This window comes from Glutamicibacter bergerei, from assembly GCF_054495185.1.
Map to the genome: position 1 here is coordinate 1 of NZ_JBTMZF010000003.1, position 20,564 is coordinate 20,564.

Annotated in this window: 23 protein-coding genes and 4 pseudogenes; 10 read left to right on the forward strand and 17 right to left on the reverse strand. The window is 58.3% G+C overall.

The features are described 5' to 3' along the window. Positions 1-103: 103 nt before the first annotated feature. From ACX5K5_RS17055 to ACX5K5_RS17075, 5 genes are all read right to left on the reverse strand, one after another. Positions 104-340, reverse strand: a complete 237-nt coding sequence (locus ACX5K5_RS17055; protein ID WP_443462340.1) for a hypothetical protein — start codon at positions 338-340, stop codon at positions 104-106. Next, positions 337-930: an AAA family ATPase gene (locus tag ACX5K5_RS17060; RefSeq protein ID WP_459175555.1), complete on the reverse strand. Its 594-nt coding sequence runs from the start codon at positions 928-930 to the stop codon at positions 337-339. The genes ACX5K5_RS17055 and ACX5K5_RS17060 overlap by 4 nt, the downstream gene beginning before the upstream one ends. Before the next feature lie 568 nt (positions 931-1,498). Beyond that, positions 1,499-1,627, reverse strand: a complete 129-nt coding sequence (locus ACX5K5_RS17065) for a hypothetical protein (RefSeq protein WP_459175556.1) — start codon at positions 1,625-1,627, stop codon at positions 1,499-1,501. A gap of 53 nt (positions 1,628-1,680) precedes the next feature. After that, positions 1,681-3,117 carry a hypothetical protein gene (locus ACX5K5_RS17070; RefSeq protein ID WP_459175557.1) on the reverse strand — a complete coding sequence of 479 codons (1,437 nt, stop codon included), beginning with the start codon at positions 3,115-3,117 and terminating at the stop codon, positions 1,681-1,683. A 151-nt stretch (positions 3,118-3,268) separates the two neighbouring features. After that, positions 3,269-3,505: a hypothetical protein gene (locus tag ACX5K5_RS17075; protein ID WP_459175558.1), complete on the reverse strand. Its 237-nt coding sequence runs from the start codon at positions 3,503-3,505 to the stop codon at positions 3,269-3,271. A 190-nt stretch (positions 3,506-3,695) separates the two neighbouring features. Between ACX5K5_RS17075 and ACX5K5_RS17080 the strand changes: the two genes are divergently transcribed. Next, positions 3,696-4,004, forward strand: a complete 309-nt coding sequence (locus tag ACX5K5_RS17080) for a hypothetical protein (protein WP_459175559.1) — start codon at positions 3,696-3,698, stop codon at positions 4,002-4,004. A gap of 156 nt (positions 4,005-4,160) precedes the next feature. On the opposite strand, the gene ACX5K5_RS17085 is transcribed toward ACX5K5_RS17080, so the two are convergent. From ACX5K5_RS17085 to ACX5K5_RS17115, 7 genes and pseudogenes are all read right to left on the reverse strand, one after another. After that, positions 4,161-4,760 carry a recombinase family protein gene (locus ACX5K5_RS17085; RefSeq protein WP_459175560.1) on the reverse strand — a complete coding sequence of 200 codons (600 nt, stop codon included), beginning with the start codon at positions 4,758-4,760 and terminating at the stop codon, positions 4,161-4,163. Positions 4,761-5,097: 337 nt separating this feature from the next. Next, positions 5,098-5,298: a hypothetical protein gene (locus ACX5K5_RS17090; protein WP_459175561.1), complete on the reverse strand. Its 201-nt coding sequence runs from the start codon at positions 5,296-5,298 to the stop codon at positions 5,098-5,100. Next, a complete protein-coding gene (locus ACX5K5_RS17095; protein WP_459175562.1) occupies positions 5,295-5,933 on the reverse strand; it encodes a DUF6282 family protein in 639 nt (212 codons plus the stop codon). The genes ACX5K5_RS17090 and ACX5K5_RS17095 overlap by 4 nt, the downstream gene beginning before the upstream one ends. Next, entirely contained in the window at positions 5,926-6,618 is a 693-nt protein-coding gene (locus ACX5K5_RS17100) for a nitrilase-related carbon-nitrogen hydrolase (protein WP_459175577.1), read from the reverse strand. Before ACX5K5_RS17100 ends, ACX5K5_RS17095 begins: the two co-directional genes overlap by 8 nt. Beyond that, a pseudogene (locus tag ACX5K5_RS17105) lies at positions 6,588-6,923 on the reverse strand (IS1380 family transposase); the annotation flags it as partial. The gene ACX5K5_RS17100 and the pseudogene ACX5K5_RS17105, both read right to left, overlap by 31 nt. Before the next feature lie 10 nt (positions 6,924-6,933). Then, a pseudogene (locus ACX5K5_RS17110) lies at positions 6,934-7,637 on the reverse strand (transposase); the annotation flags it as partial. 117 nt (positions 7,638-7,754) lie between these two features. Beyond that, a complete protein-coding gene (locus ACX5K5_RS17115; RefSeq protein ID WP_459175563.1) occupies positions 7,755-8,504 on the reverse strand; it encodes an IclR family transcriptional regulator domain-containing protein in 750 nt (249 codons plus the stop codon). Positions 8,505-8,668: 164 nt separating this feature from the next. Here ACX5K5_RS17115 and ACX5K5_RS17120 point away from each other — a divergent pair, with 164 nt between their 5' ends. The 5 genes from ACX5K5_RS17120 to ACX5K5_RS17140 all read left to right on the forward strand — a co-directional run bounded on the left by ACX5K5_RS17120 (position 8,669) and on the right by ACX5K5_RS17140 (position 14,172). After that, a complete protein-coding gene (locus tag ACX5K5_RS17120; protein WP_459175578.1) occupies positions 8,669-9,910 on the forward strand; it encodes an aromatic ring-hydroxylating dioxygenase subunit alpha in 1,242 nt (413 codons plus the stop codon). Next, positions 9,910-10,374: an aromatic-ring-hydroxylating dioxygenase subunit beta gene (locus tag ACX5K5_RS17125; RefSeq protein WP_459175564.1), complete on the forward strand. Its 465-nt coding sequence runs from the start codon at positions 9,910-9,912 to the stop codon at positions 10,372-10,374. The genes ACX5K5_RS17120 and ACX5K5_RS17125 overlap by 1 nt, the downstream gene beginning before the upstream one ends. Further along, positions 10,371-11,345: a PdxA family dehydrogenase gene (locus tag ACX5K5_RS17130; RefSeq protein ID WP_459175565.1), complete on the forward strand. Its 975-nt coding sequence runs from the start codon at positions 10,371-10,373 to the stop codon at positions 11,343-11,345. The genes ACX5K5_RS17125 and ACX5K5_RS17130 overlap by 4 nt, the downstream gene beginning before the upstream one ends. 1 nt (position 11,346) lies before the next feature. Next, a complete protein-coding gene (locus ACX5K5_RS17135) occupies positions 11,347-12,378 on the forward strand; it encodes a 2Fe-2S iron-sulfur cluster-binding protein (protein ID WP_264271724.1) in 1,032 nt (343 codons plus the stop codon). Positions 12,379-12,630: 252 nt separating this feature from the next. Continuing rightward, positions 12,631-14,172, forward strand: a complete 1,542-nt coding sequence (locus tag ACX5K5_RS17140) for an SLC13 family permease (RefSeq protein WP_459175566.1) — start codon at positions 12,631-12,633, stop codon at positions 14,170-14,172. A 90-nt stretch (positions 14,173-14,262) separates the two neighbouring features. On the opposite strand, the gene ACX5K5_RS17145 is transcribed toward ACX5K5_RS17140, so the two are convergent. Then, positions 14,263-14,442, reverse strand: coding sequence for an IS3 family transposase (locus ACX5K5_RS17145; RefSeq protein WP_264271722.1), 180 nt, complete (start codon positions 14,440-14,442; stop codon positions 14,263-14,265). Positions 14,443-14,552: 110 nt separating this feature from the next. On the opposite strand from ACX5K5_RS17145, the pseudogene ACX5K5_RS17150 reads away from it, so the two are divergent. Continuing rightward, positions 14,553-14,750 (forward strand): annotated as a pseudogene (locus tag ACX5K5_RS17150) (CoA transferase); the annotation flags it as partial. Here ACX5K5_RS17150 and ACX5K5_RS17155 read toward each other — a convergent pair. Beyond that, positions 14,673-15,392: pseudogene (locus ACX5K5_RS17155) on the reverse strand (IS982 family transposase); the annotation flags it as partial. The pseudogenes ACX5K5_RS17150 and ACX5K5_RS17155 sit on opposite strands and share 78 nt — an antisense overlap. Positions 15,393-15,512: 120 nt before the next feature. Between ACX5K5_RS17155 and ACX5K5_RS17160 the strand changes: the two are divergent. Beyond that, positions 15,513-15,644, forward strand: coding sequence for a hypothetical protein (locus ACX5K5_RS17160; RefSeq protein ID WP_459175567.1), 132 nt, complete (start codon positions 15,513-15,515; stop codon positions 15,642-15,644). A 434-nt stretch (positions 15,645-16,078) separates the two neighbouring features. Here ACX5K5_RS17160 and ACX5K5_RS17165 read toward each other — a convergent pair whose 3' ends face one another. Next, positions 16,079-16,687: a flavin reductase family protein gene (locus ACX5K5_RS17165; protein WP_459175568.1), complete on the reverse strand. Its 609-nt coding sequence runs from the start codon at positions 16,685-16,687 to the stop codon at positions 16,079-16,081. 120 nt (positions 16,688-16,807) lie between these two features. Further along, positions 16,808-17,587 (reverse strand): IclR family transcriptional regulator, encoded by a 780-nt coding sequence (locus tag ACX5K5_RS17170; protein WP_459175569.1) that lies wholly within the window; start codon positions 17,585-17,587, stop codon positions 16,808-16,810. Positions 17,588-17,761: 174 nt separating this feature from the next. Here ACX5K5_RS17170 and ACX5K5_RS17175 point away from each other — a divergent pair, with 174 nt between their 5' ends. Both ACX5K5_RS17175 and ACX5K5_RS17180 read left to right on the forward strand, forming a co-directional pair. Next, positions 17,762-18,577, forward strand: a complete 816-nt coding sequence (locus ACX5K5_RS17175) for a maleate cis-trans isomerase family protein (RefSeq protein ID WP_459175570.1) — start codon at positions 17,762-17,764, stop codon at positions 18,575-18,577. 12 nt (positions 18,578-18,589) lie between these two features. Further along, on the forward strand, positions 18,590-19,987 hold the full coding sequence (locus ACX5K5_RS17180; protein WP_459175571.1) for an SLC13 family permease: 1,398 nt from the start codon (positions 18,590-18,592) through the stop codon (positions 19,985-19,987). A gap of 254 nt (positions 19,988-20,241) precedes the next feature. Here ACX5K5_RS17180 and ACX5K5_RS17185 read toward each other — a convergent pair whose 3' ends face one another. Then, positions 20,242-20,463, reverse strand: coding sequence for a hypothetical protein (locus ACX5K5_RS17185; RefSeq protein WP_459175572.1), 222 nt, complete (start codon positions 20,461-20,463; stop codon positions 20,242-20,244). Positions 20,464-20,564: the final 101 nt, after the last annotated feature.

Genomic DNA, 20,564 nt, shown 5'->3' on the forward strand with positions numbered 1-20,564 from the left:
ACCGAAATTCGGCCATTAAAAGGTGGACCCGACCGCATAGGAAGGCGGTCGGGCCCGGTTTGCTTCCAAGGAAAGGAAGTTAGTCTATTGTCTCACGATCACTTTAGGCTCGCTTTTCCAAATACTCCTGAAGCGCTGCTGCAACCAGGACTTGTAGCTTCATGTCGTTAGCCGCCGCATAGAGCTTTACCTGTGTGTGCAGCTCTTTTGAAATCCGCACGTTCAGTGGCTTCAGGTCAATTTCATCTGCCTCTGCGCTTCTGAAGCTTTCGCTTACCGAAGCGGACTTTTCGTTCGCTGACTTTGCAGATGGCTTCATTTTGTCTTTGAGACTGCTCATGACAGTGCCTCCATTAGTTCTTTAGCAACTTCGTCGTAGCCCATCAGGTCGGTAGGAATTTCGCCTGGGACGGTTTTGAATGCTTGGCGGTGCTTGATTCGAGTGCTGAATAGCGCCAGGTCGCTGTCTTCCAGATATTCCAAGCCGTCACGCAGGGCAACAGTCTGTTCGTTGACCTTCGTAAACAGTGCAATTCGGGCTTTGTCGGACGGAAGGTTCGCGTTCGTAGCAACGAGTCGCTTCAGATCCATGACGGCTGGTTCTGTCGGCATGATGACCACGTCGGCGATCTTGATTGCTGCGTCAATTGTGGCGGGGTCACCTGGGGGAGTGTCGATGATGACGAAATCCTTGGTGCTTTTTCCGGTTAGTCGCTTTAGTTTGGCGATATTGACGATCTCGACGGGGAACGGGAGCGGAGTTCCTGCATCTTCCGCATCTTCAGCCCATTCTGTGGCAGAACCTTGCATATCGGTGTCCCAGAGCTCGACGGTGAACCCCTGGGCGATCAGGGCACAGGCGAGATAGATGGCGCTAGTGGTTTTACCTACGCCACCTTTAGTTTGCACAAGGGCAATAGTTGTAGCCATGTTCGCCTCCTAATTATTTGCACGCAAGCTATTTAGCATGCAATAACGCAAACTCGCAAGATAGCTTGCAAGTTTTCTAACTAAATCCAACTTTACTATTTTGCTAGCAAACTCGCAAGATATTTTTCATGATAGATAGCAAGCTAGATCAATAAGTTGGTTTGGGTCTATCTGCTGGTGCGGGGGAGGGGCCTTGACAAGCTATGAAGGTGTGAAGTGGTGGGAAATCCCCGGTTTCAAAGTGAAAAATTCTTCTTCTGATCGGATTGATTATGTGGTCTGGCGCGTGCAAGTGCGGCTTGGACGAAATATTAGATCCGATTTAGTCACGTGGGATCTTGTAGAGCATCCTAGGGATGATTCCTGGTCTATACGTGAGGTTGTGAGCCGCTTAGATCAGGAAGTGCAGTGCAAGGGCCAGGACAACGATGGGCACGGCGCTGAGAGAGATTGCTTTGAGTACCTGGCATTCTCGTGTGTCGCTAAAGTCTTGATAGTGGGCTACTTGCCAGATCAGGCGCATGAAACTGGCTGTTGCAAGGATGAGCGCCAAGAGTGCGATGCCGAATCACAAATCAAGTGAGTTGGACATAATCATTGCGATGGCCATGAGCACTGGCGACAGCGGTGCAAGAAATAAGGGGGTGCGTTGGCTACGCAATCGTTCGGTGGATTCGGCTGCTGTGTAGGGTTTCATCGTGCCTCCTTGGGTTTGTGGCTAGTTTAGGCCAGCTCTCAGTTGGATAAGTGTTAGGCGTGGTTCCTGCGTCGGGCTTCGGCTAGGGCTGCGCGTGCCATTGCTGCGCCTGTTGCTGCGGCGCTTTGGTGTGCGGGGCGTTGTGCGGCGCGTGTGGCTTGGCGGTGGGCTGCGGCGCGTGCTGCAGCTCGTGCCTGGGTGCTTTCAGCGGCGGCTCGTTGGGATTTGCTGAGCATAATTTCGCCGGTGGCGGTACGCCACAGGTTTAGCCGGTGCAGGATTGCGGCGCGTAGACCTCGGCAGTGGTCGATGTAGGACTGAGTTTCACGGTCATGCTGAGGTAGTGGCCCCCAGGATTCGCGGCCGTGAAGACCTGGTGTGGTGCGCCAGTCCAAAGCATGTTGGATATCTGAGATTGTCCAGCCTGCTTGGAAGAATGGCTTCATTATCGAAAGAATATTTTTCTTTGAAAAGGGCCGGAATCCAGGGATAAGCCGCAAAATTTCAGCGGCAGCCGATAATCCCTGTCCTCTAGAGCTGATCGTTCGGGAAGCTGGCCACAGTTGGACTGGTCGCTGGTCGTTTTGGTGAGTTCGCGCGGCGCAGCCGTGCCCAAAATGATTTTCAGTGCCGCGTAGCGGCTCATTGTGAGTGTTTTTCTCGCGCGTGCGCGTGTAGGAACTTACTTCGTAAGTGGTTAACCCCCCTACGGGGAGGGGTTCTAAGTTATTTCCACAGGCCGCGCGGTTGGGGGTTGTTTGTGTTGGTCGGTGGGTGGTGGTGTCTGGTGCGTCTTGGGGGCGTAGGCCGAGGCCGGTGGGGCGGCAGATGACGTAGACGGGTGCTTCGTTGGTGGCTGGTTGGCCTGCTTTGGCTGCGTATTCTGCGCTGCGGCCTGAGGCGACGATGCCGAGGATGCCGTGGGCGCGTAGGAATTTGAGGGCGTTGCCTACGGTGGCGCGGCTGACGCGTGCTTTGTCGGCGATGGTGTTCCAGGTGATGCGTACGGTCATGGAGTCGTGGTCGGTGTAGCGAAGGAGGACCCAGAGTACGGCGAGGGTGTTGCGTTGGCAGTCTTTGCGGCGGCAGAGCAGTTCGTCGAGGGATCGGGTGGCGCGCCAGGCTTGGGCGGTGTGGTCGATCTTTTTGCTGCCGGTGGGGATTGCCCAGGCTACGGCCCGGTCGGAGGTTTCTTGGGCGCGGGAGACGCGGCGGATGTGGACCGGGGGAGGGGTTTGGGTGTGTTTGGTGGCGAACGCTTCTTTGGAGGCGTTGAACTGGGTTTTTCCTTTGGGCGTGAACCCTTCGGGGGTGTCTGCGCGGTGGAAGGGTTTGTGGCTTTTGGTGACGTGTTTTTGGATCGCTGCGATGCGTCCGTTGCACGGTCGGGTGTCCCAGTGGGGGGTTTTTGTGGTCTGAATCGCACTGTTTGGGTGTGTTTCAGTGGGTTGGATTGTTGCGTGGGCGCGTTCAGGCGCTACTATAGACATACAACGTCTTTCCTGTTTCAGGGTAAAGAAGAGGGAGCGTCCGGTGTGGTAGCCGGAAGCTAACTTGGTAAATCACGATCTGTAGTAACTTTGGCGAGAGACATAGATCGGATTCAGAGCTTAGGCCCGCGCATTGCGCGGGCTTTTCTGTTTAAAGCTTGTCGATAGGCAGATGGCCTTCCTTGCTATCGTTTTGTGGAACCCACGTGGGAAGTCCTCGGCCGTCATATTCCAAGGTCTCCACCATAAGGTCGAAGAATGCTGCGGCAGACATGCCGGCTTTCTTCGCGAGATCCGCGAAATGCTCTTTATTTTCGCGCTCGACCTTCCACCCCATCGGCGTAGGGTGTTTCATGGTGCCGTAAGCGCGGCCATGCGGATTCTTCATATCATCATCCTATGGTTGCGCAATCAAGTTAATCGACCTGCGACACGCAAAAGTTTTTGATTCTTCGAAATTCATTGGGCACTATTCCCTACGACCGTTGGGTGGAAACTAGAGCGGTAGATATTTTATGCTCCCATTCCGACTTCTAGACCTCTTCGCTGTTGTGCGTTGCTGGAGTAGCTTTGTTTGTATGGCTGGTTGGGAAGTGTCGAGGCATCCCGAATGGGACATGATGTACGCTGCCGGACTGACCGTGCGTGAAATCGCTGACCGCTGTCGCCAGAACGTTGCTACCATCCACGCTCACTTCCAATCCCGGGAAAGATATGAGCCAGGCACCCGTGCCACACACGAAGCAGCACTGGCCGCTAGGGGAGTGGACCGTCCGACGGTCACTTGGCGAAAGCTGCTGGCTGAAGTCCTGGAGTTCCAGAAAACCCACGGCCGACTTCCATCCCATGACGGCGACAACACAGAGCGGCGGTTACACGGGGTCTGAGGAAGATCGGTACGGAAATTCACGCTAACGACATCCCGGTGTCGATCCTGGCGTGGATAGGGCTCGCGAAAAAGCGAAATGCCCGACGCAAAGCTTTCGCAGTGTGGGGCAACGGATGAGAGCCGCACGTCATCTTTCGGTGGTGGCAGGAAGATGTCACGGAGTGATTGTGCCGGTTTTCTTGCGTTGGTCGCGTTCAACGGCCCGGTAGATGGTGGATCGGCTGATGGAGAAAAGTTCGGCCATTTCGGTCATGGTGTATTTCCCTGCATCGTGTAGTTCCAGGAGATGGGCTTCTTGTTTGACGCTGAGTTTTGGCTGTTTTCCCCGGAGTCGGCCATTAGCTTTAGCGACCTTCATTCCTTCGCGGGTGCGCATGCTGATGAGGTCGGCTTCGAACTCGGCGATCATCGCCAGGACGTTGAACAGCAGTTTGCCCATTGGGTCGGTGGGGTCGTGGACGGAACCACCGATGCTGAGTTTGATTTCGCGTCTGGCGAGGTCGTCGGCTATCTCGTGGGCGTCTCGGACGGACCGGGCCAGGCGGTCGAGTTTGGTAACGACGAAGGTATCTCCGGCCCGGCAGGCGGCGAGGGCTTCGTGAAGTCCTGCGCGATTCTTGTTCCTGCCGGTAAAGCCATGATCAACATAGACGCGTTCGGGTTCAACGCCGAGGGATGCCAGGGCATCACGCTGGGCGGTGAGGTCTTGCTCTTCCGTGGACACGCGTGCGTAACCGATCATGATCTTAGACATGTAGATCAGTGTGTCACATAGGGATCCTTCACCGGACAGTTCACCGTACACCCTATACGGACACTTCATAGGTCACCATTAGCAAAGCAGCAGGTCAGCGGTTGGCGTGTCCGGTGGAGGACCGGCTTGCGAGATCCCCCAGTCAAGACTGACCATTCCGGAAGAGTCTTCTGTACGGTGCGGTTGGGACTATCCCGGAAGCGGGCGATCTGCTCGATACAACACCACCCATCGACTTCAAAAGGCCGGTCAAGGACCTCGACAAAATGCTGGAACCAGCAAAGATGCGATCGACCCAGGCTGGTTGATTGCTGGGTTATCACTTGTGGCTCCGACGTCAGTTCAGGATGAGAGTACGAGGAACAGCTGAAGCAGCAGCCGCCAGCCAACCCTCATCCAGCCCTTCCTTTCGAAGCGCCGAAACCAGCTCCTGCAACGCCTGGGGCGGGTAAGTGCTAATTGGCTGTCCAGCGACCGAGGCCAAGACCAACTTGTCGCCTGCGGCCTTTGCGACCTGAGCCAGATGGCCTGCGGTCATGCCGGGTTGATGCCACATTTGGAAGGCGGTGATCTCCACGAATGCCCCCCCCGTTCAGCCAATTCCGCTATCTCGCTGACGCTCATCCCGGGCACCGTGTAGGAGGGGTGTGTGAGCAGGAAACGCTTGATGCCGCGTTTTTGCGCTTGCTCCAAGAGCCAAACGCACTCCGCGGTGCTCACATGTCCGGTGCACAGCACGGCGTCGTATTCAGCGATGAGATCCAACACCAGGGAAATATCGCTTGCCTGCCGAGCGTTCGGCTCAAGCACCGGGAGTACCGAGAGAACGGTGCGGTCAAGCCTAGGATCCAGATCGCTCAGCCGCGGCAGCGCCGCGGTCTCCTGGGTATGGGAATCGGCAGTCGGAAACCACACCACCCTTCCACCACTTTCCAGTGCCGAAACGACGGCTGCCGGGTTCACGCCGCCGGCCGGCCTGTTGAGTGCGATACCCCCGACAACGTCCAAACCCGAGGACCTGGCAAGTGATGCGGCCCTGCCCACGGTCGATTCGTGGTGCGCTTTGAGCACAAATCCGGAAAATCCGGCCTTGGCGTACTCCCTGCAAATGTCATCGTCGTTGCCGATTCTCCCGATCACGTCTGGTGCGGCATGCACGTGTACATCAAACACTCGAGGTGCTTCCTTTCTTGTTTCTGGGACTCGCTGTCTGGCCGTTGAGGCCTTTGGCGACCACGTCGTGGCGGGACTCCGCCAGCACAGGCGACTGCGCTCGAAGCGCGCGCAGTGTCTTGAGATCAAGCGTTGTCTGGAGGGTTTCCTCGGTTGCACCGGCTTGAACCAGAATCTTTCCGTCTGGCCCAACGACCCGGGAACGCCCCCAGAACGTTGCGCCACTGTCGGTTCCGCAACGGTTGATGAAGACCACATAGCATTGGAGCAGAAGTGCCGTGTGTTCGAGATTCACCTTCCACGTCCGTTGCACGAGATCGGCATTCGTTCCCTCGATGCTTGCCACAGGCACGATCAACACCTCGGCCCCGGTTTGTGCGGCCAACCAGGGGATGGACGGATGCCACATGTCGTTGCAAATCACCGTGGCGCACCTGGCGCCTTGGATTTGGGTTGAAACCACCGCATCCCCGGATTCGAAGGACAAGGGCTCATTCCATGGCGCGTAGGAGACCGGGTGTATTTTGTGTTGCACACGGTGCTCTCCATCCCCGGCAATCGCGTACGCGTTGTACGGCAGTCTCAGCTCGGATTCGGCAGTGAATCCAAGCCCTATCGGCGTTCGACTGGAGAGCAGACTCGCCAGACGAAAAGCTGGTTCGCTGAAAATGCCGTGAAGGGCAATTTTCCGAGATTTGAATTCTTCAGCGTCTTGTCCGGTTTTCGCACCTGGCACGGGCAAGGTGCCGGGCATCAAGGAAAGCGACGTTGTCACGCGGGGCATTGGTGAGGAACGCCGTCACCCGGTGCCCGTCAACGTCAAAGAGCGATGCCTTCGCTCCAGGATGCAGCGGTTCTGCCCGTTAAATACAGGCGCGTGTTTGGGGGCGGGGGGTAATTCTTCAGCTCGATGACCCTGGTGGCGTCGATGACCCATGCGTCATGGCGCTCGTTTCCGTGCTGGTCCAGGGCCAGTTCCCAGTGGTCCTTGTTGACCCTACTATGTCTGGCAAACCACGTCCTGGACTTTTTTCGTCTGGGCCGCGATGTTCAGGACCCGGAACACCCGGCGGGCCAGGTAGCGTTTGACGCAACGCCGGATCTCCTTGTTGGTCTTACCCTCGGCACGGCGTTTGTCGACGTAGTCGCGGGTTTCGGGGTCATAGGTCATCCTGGTGATCGCGGCCATGTGGAGGGCGCTGTTGAGCCTTCTGTCGCCGCCCCGGTTCAACCGGTGCCGAACCGTGTTCCCGGATGACGCAGGGATTCACGCCCGCCAGACAGGCGAATGAAGCCTCGCTGCGGGCCCGTCCCTCGTGGGACCACGCCACCAGGTTTAGCAGCGGCCACTGCCCGGAAGCTCTTCTCCTTGAGCAGGGGCGCGGCCTCGCTGACCTTGACCAGCTCGTCGAGCTTTTGTTCGTTGGCCCTTCAGTTGCTTGTCGAGGTCCAGGACGTGTTTGGCTAGGCGGAGCGATTCGGTCCTGGCGATACGCAATGCCAGTTCTTCCTCGCGCTCGCGCCAGGCGGCGATCTCCTTGATCTGGTGAGCTTCCCTCGGGCATCGATGCCAAGCGCATTGCCGCGTACCAAAGCATTGAGCGCGTTGACCGAACGGGTACGGTCCGCGGCCATGGCTGCGCGGGCTGTCACCAGGATCCGCAGGCCCTGGCGGATCCCCTCGTTCAAGCGGGGACGGCGTAAAAACGGGGCCCTTTGAACCGGTGGGAATGAAGCTTCGACACCTCTATTTTCTCAGTTCAAGTCCCCTTTTTCTCGTTACAGACGGTCAGTGACGCCGGCCCTCATGAAACGGCCGGTCTAGAGCAAGCGACTTAGCTCCGTCGCGTGCTGCTGCATCACCGGGCCCAGTCGATTGCGAAGATCGTCCGTGGTTGTACGCGACGTCGATGCGCTGACCGAGATGGCCGCGACGACGCGTCCCGTCACATCGCGCAGCGGTACGGCGATCGAGAGCAGTCCCGGTTCGAGCTCCTCGTCACCGATGGATATACCGTCGGTGCGGGCGGCCTTGACGCGGCGTTCGACTGCTTCGGCGCTCACCGGGGTGTGAGGTGTGCGCTCGGGGAACGGCGCAGCGCTCAAATACTCAGCGAGCTCAACCTCGCTGAGTGCGCTCAGCAGAACCTGCCCTGTTGACGACGCATAGAGCGGGAGCCGAGTGCCGATGCGCACACCGGTGTGCAGCAGTCGTGACCCCTCACTGCGCGCGATGAAGAGCGAATTGTCGCCATCTCGCACTGCTAGCGATGCCGTCTCGTCGATCGCGTCGCGGATGGCACTCAGGTGCGGCTGCGCGAGCCGGGGGAGGTTCGCCGATTCAGTGTACGTCGAGCCGATCCGGAGCACCCTTGGCGTGGGCGAGAAGAACTTGCCGTCGAAGGTCGTGTAGCCGACTTTGGTGAGCGTATTGAGGCATCGCAACGCCGTCGCTCGGCTTAGCCCCGTCACACGCGCGGCATCGCTGATCGTCAGCCTCGGGAAGTCCTTGCCGAACGCCTCCAGAACGGCGAGGCCCTTCTCAAGGCCTGCCATCGTTTCCTCTGACATAAGAGTGTCCTTTCTTGACAAGTGCGACTTCGGTTATTATATTCGATCCCATATGTTCGTAAAGTTTACACCTGTCCGGATAGCGAACGCAATTCGGTGTCGTCAGAATCAAAGGAGCACGCGTGATCGAGTCGAAGGTTACCGCAACAGCGGTAGAAATTAATATGTCCGCCCGTCATTGGCCTGAGCACCTCACCGAGGTGCCGTACTGGGTATTCCAGGACGAGGATGTTTACCGAGCCGAACAGCGCAACATCTTCCATGGCCGGATGTGGAACTATCTCTGCCTCGAGGCGGAACTCGCCGAGCCCGGTGACTTCTGCGCGACCTTCATTGGCGAGCAGCCCATCCTGGTGACGCGTGACCACGACGGCGAAATCTACGCGTTCGAGAATCGCTGCGCTCACCGCGGTTCTCTAATCGCGATGGAACAATACGGCCATGCTCAAGACTTCACCTGCGCTTACCACGCTTGGACCTACAACCTGCAGGGCGACCTCACAGGGGTCGCGTTCGAGGACGGAATTGAAGGAAAAGGAGGCATGGGGTCGAGCTTCTGCAAGGCCGCGCACGGTCCTCGCCGGCTTCGTCTCGCAAACGTTCATGGGCTCATCTTCGGCAGTCTCAACAATGACGTGCCGGAGATCGAGGAGTACCTCGGAAAGGAGATCCTCGATCACATCGACCGTGTGCTAGGCGGACGCAAGCCGGTCGTGCTCGGCCGTTTCACGCAAACGCTTCCAAACAACTGGAAGCTCTACATGGAGAACACCAAGGACTCCTATCACGCGAGTATCCTGCACCTGTTCTTCACCACGTTTGGCATCAACAAGCTGAACCAGAAGGGCGGCATCATCGTCTCGCCCAACGGGGCCCATCATGTGAGCTGGTCCGCCAACAACCGCGAGACTGAGGCTGAAGAACACTACAAGGACCAAGGCATCCGTTCTGACGCTGAATATCAGCTCGAAGATCCGTCGCTCGTCGACAGCTTCAGCGAGGTTGGCGACGACATCACCCTGCAGATCCTGTCAGTGGCCCCCGGTTTCGTGCTGCAGCAGATTCAAAACTCGATTGCGGTCCGCCAGGTGCTGCCCACAGGCGTCGAATCCACGAGTCTAAACTGGACCCTCCTCGGATTCGAGGACGACACTGAGGAACAGCAGCTGATCCGGATGAAGCAGTCCAACCTCGTCGGCCCGGCAGGCTTCGTCTCGATGGAGGACGGTGCGATCGGCGGCTTCGTGCAGCGCGGCATCGCGGGTGCGAGCACCGAGTTCGCCACTATGCAGATGGGCGGCGACGAATCCATCTCCAGCGAGAGCCGTGTGACCGAGGCTTCGATCCGGGGCTTCTGGAAGTTCTATCGAGAAGCGATGGGCTTCACGATCGGAAAGGGCGAGTGATGGACGCCTTCACCCTGATCAGCCGAGCCCAGGCCAGCTATGTACGCGCGATCGATGATGGCCCGATCGAGGACTGGCCCGAGCACTTTACGAACGATGCCTTTTATAAGGTCACCACCGCCGACAATCACCGGCGCGGACTGCCCGCCGGCGTCATCTGGGCCAACAACAAGGCGATGCTGCGCGACCGGGTCTCGGCGCTCAAGGAAGCCAACATCTATGAGCCACACGCCTACCGGCATCTGCTCGGCCAGCCCGCAATCCTCTCTGAGGATGTTCAGACAGTGACGAGTGAGACGTCCTTCCTTGTCATCCGGATCACCGGCAACGGCCCGACCGACGTCTTCGCGAGCGGTCGCTACCTCGACGAGTATTCGCTCGCTGGCGGCAAGGCCTTGCTGTCCCGCCGGATCGTCGTTTGCGACAGTTCCCGCACCGACACGCTGCTGGTGCTTCCGCTATGACAGTCGCCGATCGGCTGCTCTTGAGCATCGGTGATCCGAACGGCAGCGGTGCCGACATCGCCGCCGCGGCCGTTGCCGCGCTCGGGGCCGCCGCTCCAGTCGTGGTCGGAGACCGACACGTCTTCGCACCCTCGGCCGAGCGGCTGGGGCTCGCGGTGCGCGACGCTGTGCCGGGTGTGATCGCAGAACCTGGGGTGTGCGACTTCGTCGACGTCGGGGTGCTGAAGCCCGCCGACTTCGCTCCCGGCAAGGTGACTGCGGCCGCGGGCACAGCGACGATCGCATACGTGACCGAAGCGGTGCGCCTTGCGGCATCCGGAGACTATGCCGGGGTGGTGGCCTGTCCGCATTCGGAGACTGCGGTACGCCAGGCCGGCATCGAATTCGCGGGTTACCCGCCGCTCATCGCTGAGCTGACGGGCATTCCGGAGGAGAAGGTCTTCCTCATGCTGGTCGGCGGCGGGATGCGAATCGCTCATGTGACCCTGCACGAGCAGCTCTCGGAGTCGATTGCGAAGCTCACGCCGGACCGCGTGGTCTCGGCCGGGGTCGCACTGAACACAGCGCTGCGCCGGATGGGCATCAGCATGCCCGCGATCCACGTGTTCGGCATCAACCCCCACGCGAGTGAGGGTGGCTTATTCGGCGGCGACGACGCGCGGGTCACCGAGCCAGCGGTGGCGAAGCTGCGCGAGCTCGGCATCGACGCGGTCGGCCCCACCGGTGCGGACGTCGTGCTCGGTGGGACTCGCGACGCCGACGGCTACCTCGCGATGTATCACGACCAGGGTCACATTCCGATCAAAACGGTCGCCAGACGCGATGCTGCGGCGGTGACGATCGGTGCCGGCGTCTCGTTCTCAAGCGTCGGGCACGGGCCGGTGTTCGGCAAGGCCGGCCTCGGCACGGCGGACCCGAGCGCGGTGCTGTCGGCCCTGCGCTTACTTGCCCATTCGGACTGGAAGGAATGACATGAACACCATCAGCATCAAACGCTCCGAGGTCGCCTTCGAGTGCGCACCGGAGCAGACCATTTTGGAAGCAGCCGAGAGTGCGGGCTGGGTGATCCCGTATTCGTGTCGCAAGGGCGTGTGCGACACATGCGTCGGCACCCTGACGTCCGGCGAGGTCGACGTTCCGGGCACCGGCGCCGTCTGCGGCCCGGCCGAGGTGCACATGTGTCGCGCGCGGCCGGTCGGTGACGTCGAGATTGCGCCGAAGAGGATCGAGGCGCGCACGGTGCCCAAGCGCAAGCGCCTGACCACCACCGTCTACCATCGCCGTCAGGTCGCCCCGAGCGTTACGATCCTCGATCTGCGGTACCCGATCGGTCGGCGCACGCCGTTTCAGGCCGGTCAGTTCCTCAACGTGATCCTCGACGACGGCGACACCCGTTCGTATTCGCTCGCCAACTCGCCCCAGCACAACGACCTCGCGCAGCTGCACGTGCGTCACACGGCAGGTGGCGCGTTCTCGGCACGGATCCTGCAGCAGCTCGAGTTCCACGACACGGTCGAGATCGAGGCGCCGTTCGGCGAGTTCTTCGTCGAGGACTCGGATGATCCTGAGGAGGGATTGATTTCCGAGGATCCGATCCTGCTACTGGCCACAGGCACCGGATTCGCCCCGATGCGGTCGATCATCCTCGACCACATCGCGCGCAGGAAGACCCGCCCCGTCCACCTATACTGGGGTGCGCGGAGTGTCGAGGACTTCTACCAGATGGATCTTCTCCGTGCTGCGGCCAAACGCTTCGACTGGTTCTCGTTCACACCCGTTCTCTCACGCCCCGATTGTGACTGGGACGGTGCCACCGGATGGGTGCAGCAGGCTGCCATGAACGACCATCCGGACCTCACCGGCCATAGGGTGTATGCCTGCGGCAGCGAAACAATGGTCCACTCAGCAGTCGACGATCTCGCCCGCAAATGCGGGCTCGACCCCGAACGGTTCCACTCTGACGCCTTCGTCTCCGCAATTCCGAAAAAGACGTTCGTCGGTTAGCCCCAATGCCAATCGGCTAAGGGCATAGATGAGGGCCAACCCTCTGGTTCCGGCGCTGCGACCAGGTAAAAGACACAGTGTTTGGCGCGTCAGACCCCATATACCCAGGCTTGCAGGCATGCCGGTTTATTCAAGCAAAAAAAGACCTAGTCTACGGTAACCCTGAACTGGTCTAGTCGTTCTTCTGAAATCTTCACGATGATGTGACGTACATAATTTGGTTCTGTGTAGACAGAGCCCGGAGGGTGAAATATGAGTAGACAACAGAATGCCGTCGCCGTTGAGAAAGAGGGTCCGCAAGGCAAGGATGCGATGGACACCGGTGGCGGGCGGAATTGGTGGTTAATTCTCGCTGGCCCGATAGTTGCCTTCGTTCTGACGCTGCTACTTCCGGGCAGTCTGACCTTTGAAGGACGGGCCATTGCCGGAATTGCGATCTGGATGGCACTGTGGTGGATGACCGAAGCCGTGCCGATTCCGGCAACCTCGCTGCTCCCGCTCATCCTCTTCCCACTCGTCGGAGCAGGAACCCTGGAGGAGGTAGCCAGTCCCTACGCCAACTCGGTCATCTTCCTAGTTATGGGGGGTGTAATACTCGGTCTGGCAACACAGAAATCCAACTTGCATCTGCGAGTGGCCTTGCTGACCATCAAGTTGGTGGGGACCAAACCCGCACAAATCGTCCTCGGCCTGATGATTGCCTCAGCTTTCATCTCTATGTGGGTGTCCAGCACCGCGACCGCAGTGATCATGGTGCCGATCGCCTCCTCCATCATCGGGCTGGTGCGGAAGCTCGATAGCCGCGCCTCCGGGAAGAAGTTCTCCGCCGCCATGATCCTCGGCGTCGGCTACGGCGTAACCATCGGTTCCATGGCGACGATCATCGGCCAGCCGCCGATGGCCTTGATGACGGCATACCTGTTGGAATCGCAGAGCTTCGAGATGGGCTTCGGTCAGTGGATGCTCGTCGGGGTGCCCCTTGCCGTGGTCATGACGGCAGTGTGCTGGCTGGTGCTGACCAAGATTGTCTTTCGCCCCGAGGTAAACGAGATCCCCGGTGGAAGCGAATTGATCCGAGAGGAGCACCAGAACCTCGGATCGATGCGGACTGCGGAAAAGCGAGTCGCACTGGTCTTCCTGGTCGCAATCTTCTTCTGGGTGGCGATCCCCTTCATCGCAGAGATCGCAGTGGTCCAGGAGTACCTGCCGTTCCTTGCATCGATCTCGAATGCCCAGGTCGCGATCGCCGCCGCCGTGGCCTGTTTCATCGTGCCAGCTGAAAAACGCCGTGACAACCCGAAAAGTGAGGCCCTGCTCAGTTGGTCCGCCACACGAGAGGTTCCCTGGGGACTGCTACTGCTCTTTGGGGGCGGACTGTCGCTCTCGGCGATGTTCACCGCCACAGGGCTCTCAGAGTGGGTCGGAACCCAGGTTTCCGGACTGAGTTTCCTGCCTAGCTGGGCCATCGTCCTTGCCGTCATCATCGTTGGACTAGCACTGACCGAGCTGACTTCGAACACAGCCACTGCGGCCGCTTTCTTCCCGATCTTCGGTGCGGTAGCCGTAGGCGTGGGTGTGGATCCGCTGATCATGACGATCGCCGTAACCATGGCAGTCTGCTCCGCATACATGCTCCCAGTAGCAACTCCCTCCAACGCGGTGGCCTTTGGCTCCGGGGAGATAACCATCAAGCAGATGGTGAAGGCCGGCTTGTGGATGAACACGATCTCCCTGGTGCTGATCATGATCGTCCTGCATACCTTAGTTCCGCTGGTCTTCAACGTTAGCCTCTAGAAAAGGGAGTGAGAACGCGGAACGAAGAAACCCAATGTTATTGGGTGATGATGAACTAGACCCCGAAAGTTGGACTCGGCAACTAAGAGTCTACGCAGCCAGGGCCTGGGCCCGATATTCCATCGGGCTCAGGCCCTGCAGCGTTAACGATATGCGCTCAAAGTTGTACCAACGAATGTATCCTTCAAGCTCGGCAATGAATCCACCGGTGTCGGTGGATTCCTGGCGGTGGAATATCTCTTCCTTTGGGTGTCCGAAGAAGTTTTCCATCACCGAGTTATCCAGGCAGTTGCCCCAACGATCTTTGCGAAGAACAGACCGAAGAAGCCCTGACGTTTCCCCTGGCAGGGATCACCGTCGTTGACTTCACCCAGGTCTTCATGGGTCCAAGCGCCACCCAAATGCTCGGGGACTTCGGTGCTGACATCATCAAGATCGAACGTCCCGGTGCCGGGGACATCGCACGCAACTCCTTTCCTGACCGGGGCGGCCAAGACAACCCGATCTTCCTCTCGATCAACCGCAACAAGCGCAGCCTGTCCGTTGACACCTGGCAAGAGGAAGGGCGCGCGGTCCTCGGCGATGAACCGCTCGAAGTCCCTGCCGGCGAAGCCCTTGTCGGCGAGGATGACCTGTCCGTCGCGGACCAGGTGGTGGTCGTGGCGCAGCAGGGCTTCGGTGACCTCGCGTTCCCCGAGTTTCGGGTTGGCCAGTCCCCAGATCACCGGCATGCCTTCCGGGGTGCTGATCAGGTACAGGCGGAAGCCCCAGAAGTAGCGCGAGTGCGAGGCGCAGTATCCGTAGCCGGCGTGCCCGGCCAGGTCGGAGCGCTTGACGGTTTCGCGGCTGGTGCCGCACGGGACCGGGGTCGAATCGAGCAGGCGGAGGATCTCGTGCCAGGATTCGGTGTCCCGGGCCAGGGCGGTGATCACCGCACTGATCAGTGTTCCGGCGGCGCGCACGCGCTTGTTGTATCCCGATTGCTGCGGGATCCCGGGGAACAGTTCCCGCAGGTGGATGCGGGCGTAGCGCACCCACCGCGACTCGGAGGAATGCCCGTGCAGCAGGTGCTGGGCCACGACCAGGCACAGCAGCTCCGCGTCGTTAAGCGCGGCCTTGCGGCCGGGTTTGCTCGAGCGGTCGTATCCCAAATCCGGCAAGACACGGTCGGTGAGTAGGACGTAGAGTGTGGTCAGGAGGGTGTTGAGTTTTGGGTTCACATACGAGGCTTAACACTCTCCGCCAGCGATTAAAAGACCCCAGTTCATATGAACTGGGGTCTTTTGTCCTCGGAACCGATTAGGACTTATTCATCTAGTGGTGGTCCTAGAACTCATCTTGTGAGTTCGGTCGTACTCCTCGGCGAATTCTGTGGCGACAACTTGATTGCCGCGGCAGAACGTACACATGCTGTCCATGAGTCCGAATACACCGCGGCCGTTGCAGCGCGGGCATTCAACCTCATCTTGTGAGTTCGGGTCGTATCAAAATTTTCACCATGCCGCTATTGTGGGGCACGAGAGGCCCCTCTATTCGACAAGCTCCGGCCAGAGGATTGGGGCATCGACGCCAGCTGAAGCGCTGAGGAAACCCAGGCTGCTTCTGAGAGGGCACATCTTTAGAACACTAACTTTCCCACGACTGATCCGTGCCTCAAGAACAACGGGCATATGCAGCGCTGCTGTTAGAACATTGGCTATACCTGTAGAGGCGGACGTGTCCGCATAGACAGGGCCAATACCGACAGGGCGGTAGCTATCGGCTTGCGTATGACGTCCACGCTCGCCCTCTCATCGATCAATGACCCGGTGAAGGTTCCCGTGCGGACGCGACGCTCGGCTTCGATTGACGGACCCAAGAAAGCCACAGAAGCTGTCTGGTCTGCTCTCTATATGTTGCTGAAGTTCTAGCGTGGCCTCACGAGATCAAAACGGCCCTCGGCAAGGATCTCGAAGTAGGCACTTGGCCCACCTGCACGCAGGACAGGTTGGGCGAGAGCTGTCTGATAAATACCCTCGGGAATCATGGCTTCATCGATGTGCACCGCGATGACTTCCCCGATCGTGAGTACACCGGTGGAAGCGTGCCCGTCTGCACCGCGCAGCGGGATCATGTCACTGACCCGGCACTCGAAACTTACTGGTGAGGCGGCGACGCGCGGTGCACTGATATCAACGGAATCGGCGGCTTCCAAGCCGGATGCGACGAATTCATCGAGGTCGGCCGTCGTTGACGTTGCGTTCATTTGTTCTGCAAGGGGGCGCGTGACCAGGTTCCAGGTGAACTCACCGCTCAGCTCGGCGTTGAGCGCGGTGTGCTTGCGGGTCGTACTTGAGAAGCCAATGAGTGGTGGCTTGTAGGAGAAGGCATTGAAGAAGCTGTACGGGGCGAGATTGCGAACTCCAGCAGGGGAAAGTGTCCCAATCCAACCGATCGGACGCGGCCCGACAATTGCATTGAACGGATCGTGCGGAAGCCGGTGGCCCTCTGCTGGGCGGTAGAAGTGCGAAGTCATCTGTCCAGTCAATCATCAATCGACAGCCCCGATCTGTTTTTTCCGCACAGCCAGTATCCCAAGGTTCGCGGCCAATGCTATCGACCTGTGTTGACCGTCGCTGTATTGTGGGCCAGACATCTATATATCTGGATTCGAGTACCCCAATGCGTTGCTAGCCTCAACCGCATAGCGGGCGATGATGGGGCCGAGTCGTTCAACGTCGTTGGGGCCGACCCGCTGCGTTGGGAACCCCAAACCTAGAACACCAGTGAGGGCCCCCCTATGACCGAATACGGGGGCGCTTATAGAGCCAACATCTTCATGGCGTTCGCCAAAGGCAGCATAAAAGCCCTGTTCGCGAGCAGTTTCCACTTGCCGCTCAAGGATTTCTAGCTTGTCCGGAGTTGAGGGAGCAAACTTTGTCAATGGCAAGTCCCTCAGCGCATCCCAGGCTTCAGGATCGTATGCCAAAAAGATCTTCCCAGGTGCACCAGCATGAATTGGCATCACTTGCCCAACCATGAATGGGCGCATTACGACATGTCGTGTCTCAGCAACAGCCACAACCGTTCGAAAAGCTCCGTCTCTGGTGTAGAGACAGGCGCTCTCACCGGTCTCATCCCTCAGTCGCTGAAGGATCGGTTTGATGAGACGAACGACATCAAGCCCGACTGTGCCTGGAGTAGCCCAACGAACCAAACCGATTCCGATGCGGTAACGGTCGTCTTCCCTGTCTAGAAATCCTTCTCGGACCATGTTCTGAACCAGTCGTTGGCATGTACTGGACGGCAGTCGTGTTTTCTTGATCAGTTGCTGCAATGTCGGTTCAGGATCCTCCACAGTGAAACAGTTAAGAATTTGGACCGCTTTCTGCAGTACGAGAATCGGCGCGGCTGCAGACGCTTTCTTTGCTTCCATAAGCCCTGACTTTACCTCGCTATGCATCTGCGGTGTTGCTTATTCCAGATCACTCGTGTCCGTAGTGTGACGTAGTTGACACACTCGACAAATAACCCGCATACTGAGTTTACAACTTACAGAGTGGGATTTCCTCACTTTTGATTCTGCGCTTTCAATGGAGAACCCGTGAACATGTCAACCGTTACTTGCGAAACTTTCCCTGAACAGAAGGATGCCAAAACGTCCAGAATTGGACTCATTGTCCCCAGCTCAAACACCACTATGGAAACGGAACTTCCGGAATTGTTCCGCCGCCAGTCAGAGGCCACCGGTCATCATTACACCTTCCACTCCGCGCGTGCTGCACTGAAGAACGTCAACCGCGAGGAACTGTTGGCCATGGTGGATAAAGCGGGGGAATGTGCTCGTGCGGTTTCTGACGCCGCCGTCGATGTCATTGCTTACGCCTGTCTCGTGGCGGTGATGGCGCAGGGCCCCAATTCCCATGAAAAATCAGAAAAGATCATTGCGTCCGCGGCTGAGGAGAACGGTCATCCTGCTGCGGTTTCAAGCAGTGCCGGCGCACTGGTGCGTACTCTGCAATCAATCGGGGCACGAAAGGTTTCGATGGTTGCGCCCTACATGCTGCCCCTTACCCAAATGGTGCGTGAGTACATCGAAGGTGCCGGCATAGAGGTAGTCGATGCGATCAGCTTAGAAGTTGATGACAATCTAGCCGTCGGTGCATTGGATCCACAGAAACTTCCGATGATTGCTCAAGGCCTCAATCGTGAGGGTATTGATGCCGTGATTCTTTCGGCATGTGTGCAGATGCCATCACTACCTGCGGTCCAGAAAGCAGAGGATCTGCTGGGAGTACCCGTCATTACGGCCGCAACGGCAACTGCGTACGAGATCCTGAAAGCGCTCGGACATGAACCTTCAATTGCCGGAGCTGGGGGTCTGCTCTCCGGAGCCTACGCACCTGCTGCTTCTCGGCGTGCTTAGGGGAGAGTCACCATGTCTTTGTCTCTGATCGCATTCTTCGTTCTGATTGGGGCGTTTGCTCTCGGCTCATTTACGCGCATCAACGCAGGCCTTGTAGCATTAGTAGCAGCATTCGTCGTCGGAGGTCTCGTTGTTGGGATGCCCATCAAAGACGTCATCGCACAATTCCCCAGCGGCCTGTTTTTCATCCTTCTTGGAGCTACGCTGCTGTTTGGAATCGTGCGCGTCACCGGCACGATCGACCTACTCGCGTACTGGGCCGAGCGACTCGCCGGAGACCGGCGCTTCCTAGTGCCGGTACTAATGTTTCTTCTGACCGCCGGCTTGGCTTCAGCAGGAGCATTCACGCCTGCGGCGATCGCTATTGTGGCACCTGTGGCGTTGGCACTGGGGTCTAGGTTCAGGATCAGTACGCTCGCAATGGGTTTAGTCATCGTCCAAGGAGCCAACGCTGGTGCGTTCTCTCCGGTCAACCCCTTTGGGGTTCTAGCCAATGTGATGCTCGATAACGCGGATGCCTCCGGAGATTCCCTGAAGCTCTTCCTCTACTGCTTCATATTCAACGCTATCCTCGCCTTCATCGCCTACGTCGCTATCCAGGCCATTATGAACAGGCGTGATGGCCGGTCCCTCCCCCGCTCAGAATCAACCAGCAGCGGGACTGCTCTTAGGACCACTCTGGCCGATGACTCCGTGGGTCATGACGCAGGTCAGTACCGAACGACAACCGGAACACAAACCGGTGTCGCTGTAGCCGACCCACGCACGCAACCCGATATCGATGTTTCGCTCGGGGCACCGGTGAAAGTGGACGCGACTCCTATGAGGATCCTTACGCTAGCCGGGGTGGGAACCCTACTGATTCTAACCACGGTTTTCAGTTTGGATGTTGGCGTTGCGTCCCTGATCATCGCTATCGCACTGATCTGCATCAAGCCCGGAGTTCAAAAGCCTGCTATTGAGGGACTGCCTTGGAACGCGATTATCCTCGTAACAGGCATCGTCACTTATGTCGGAATGCTCGAAGAGATGGGTGCGTTGAAAGAACTCGAGGCCGGTATCGCTAGCCTCGGTAACGGATCAATTGCAGCACTGATTACGAGCTATGTTGTCGCTATAGTCTCTGCTTTCGCCTCGACCACCGGAACGCTTGGAGTAATCAGTCCCATTGTTACACCTATTTCCTTGGACCCGCTGCTCAGCCCAATCGGAGTGATCACCGCCATTGCCATCAGCTCTTCGGTAGTGGATGTAAGTCCGATGTCCACCAGCGGCGCGCTCCTCATGGCTAGTGCCCCGCCAAAGGACGAACGACTCTTCTTCCGCGCTCTCCTCCTCTGGGCCATCGTAATGATCGCAATTGTCCCTATGCTCGTGTGGTTCATCTTCGTGCAGCTCGGCCTCGGATAGCCACGAAAGGACATACGAACAGATACAGGAACCCTAGTGCGGTGCATGTTTAAAAAACCAGCTGGCTTATCCATATTGGTCTAGATTTTTTGGCCCCAGTGTTCGGAACTTTTGTTGGGTTGTTGACCTCAGTATGGAATTGGTCCGTGTTTATGCCGAATTCCGGCAGGGGTTTCCACGCAGCCATATTCGTTGGCTAGAGATGAAGAGGCAGTGACCGGTTATTTTTCTAAGCGGTCACTGCCTCTTCATCTCTACTGCTTGATCAGTTCGTGGATGCCACCGACGAGCCACTTCCCACCGAGTTCATTCTGATGCAGCTCCACATACCAAGTCCCGGCATCGGTCTTGAAATCAGCCGTTACAACCTGTGGATTGTGCTCACTCCCCTGCATCACGGGCCCAGAAAGGATCTTGTCGAACGGGATCCTCACCGGATCGATATACTCCGCCTCGATGGCATATTCCTTTTCCAAATACGGACGAAGCTCGGCATACCACCGATGTCCCGGCGCCACGGGCAGAGCAGCGTCCGGACATCACCTGGGATGCCGGACGCCAAACACGCAAAGGCTCA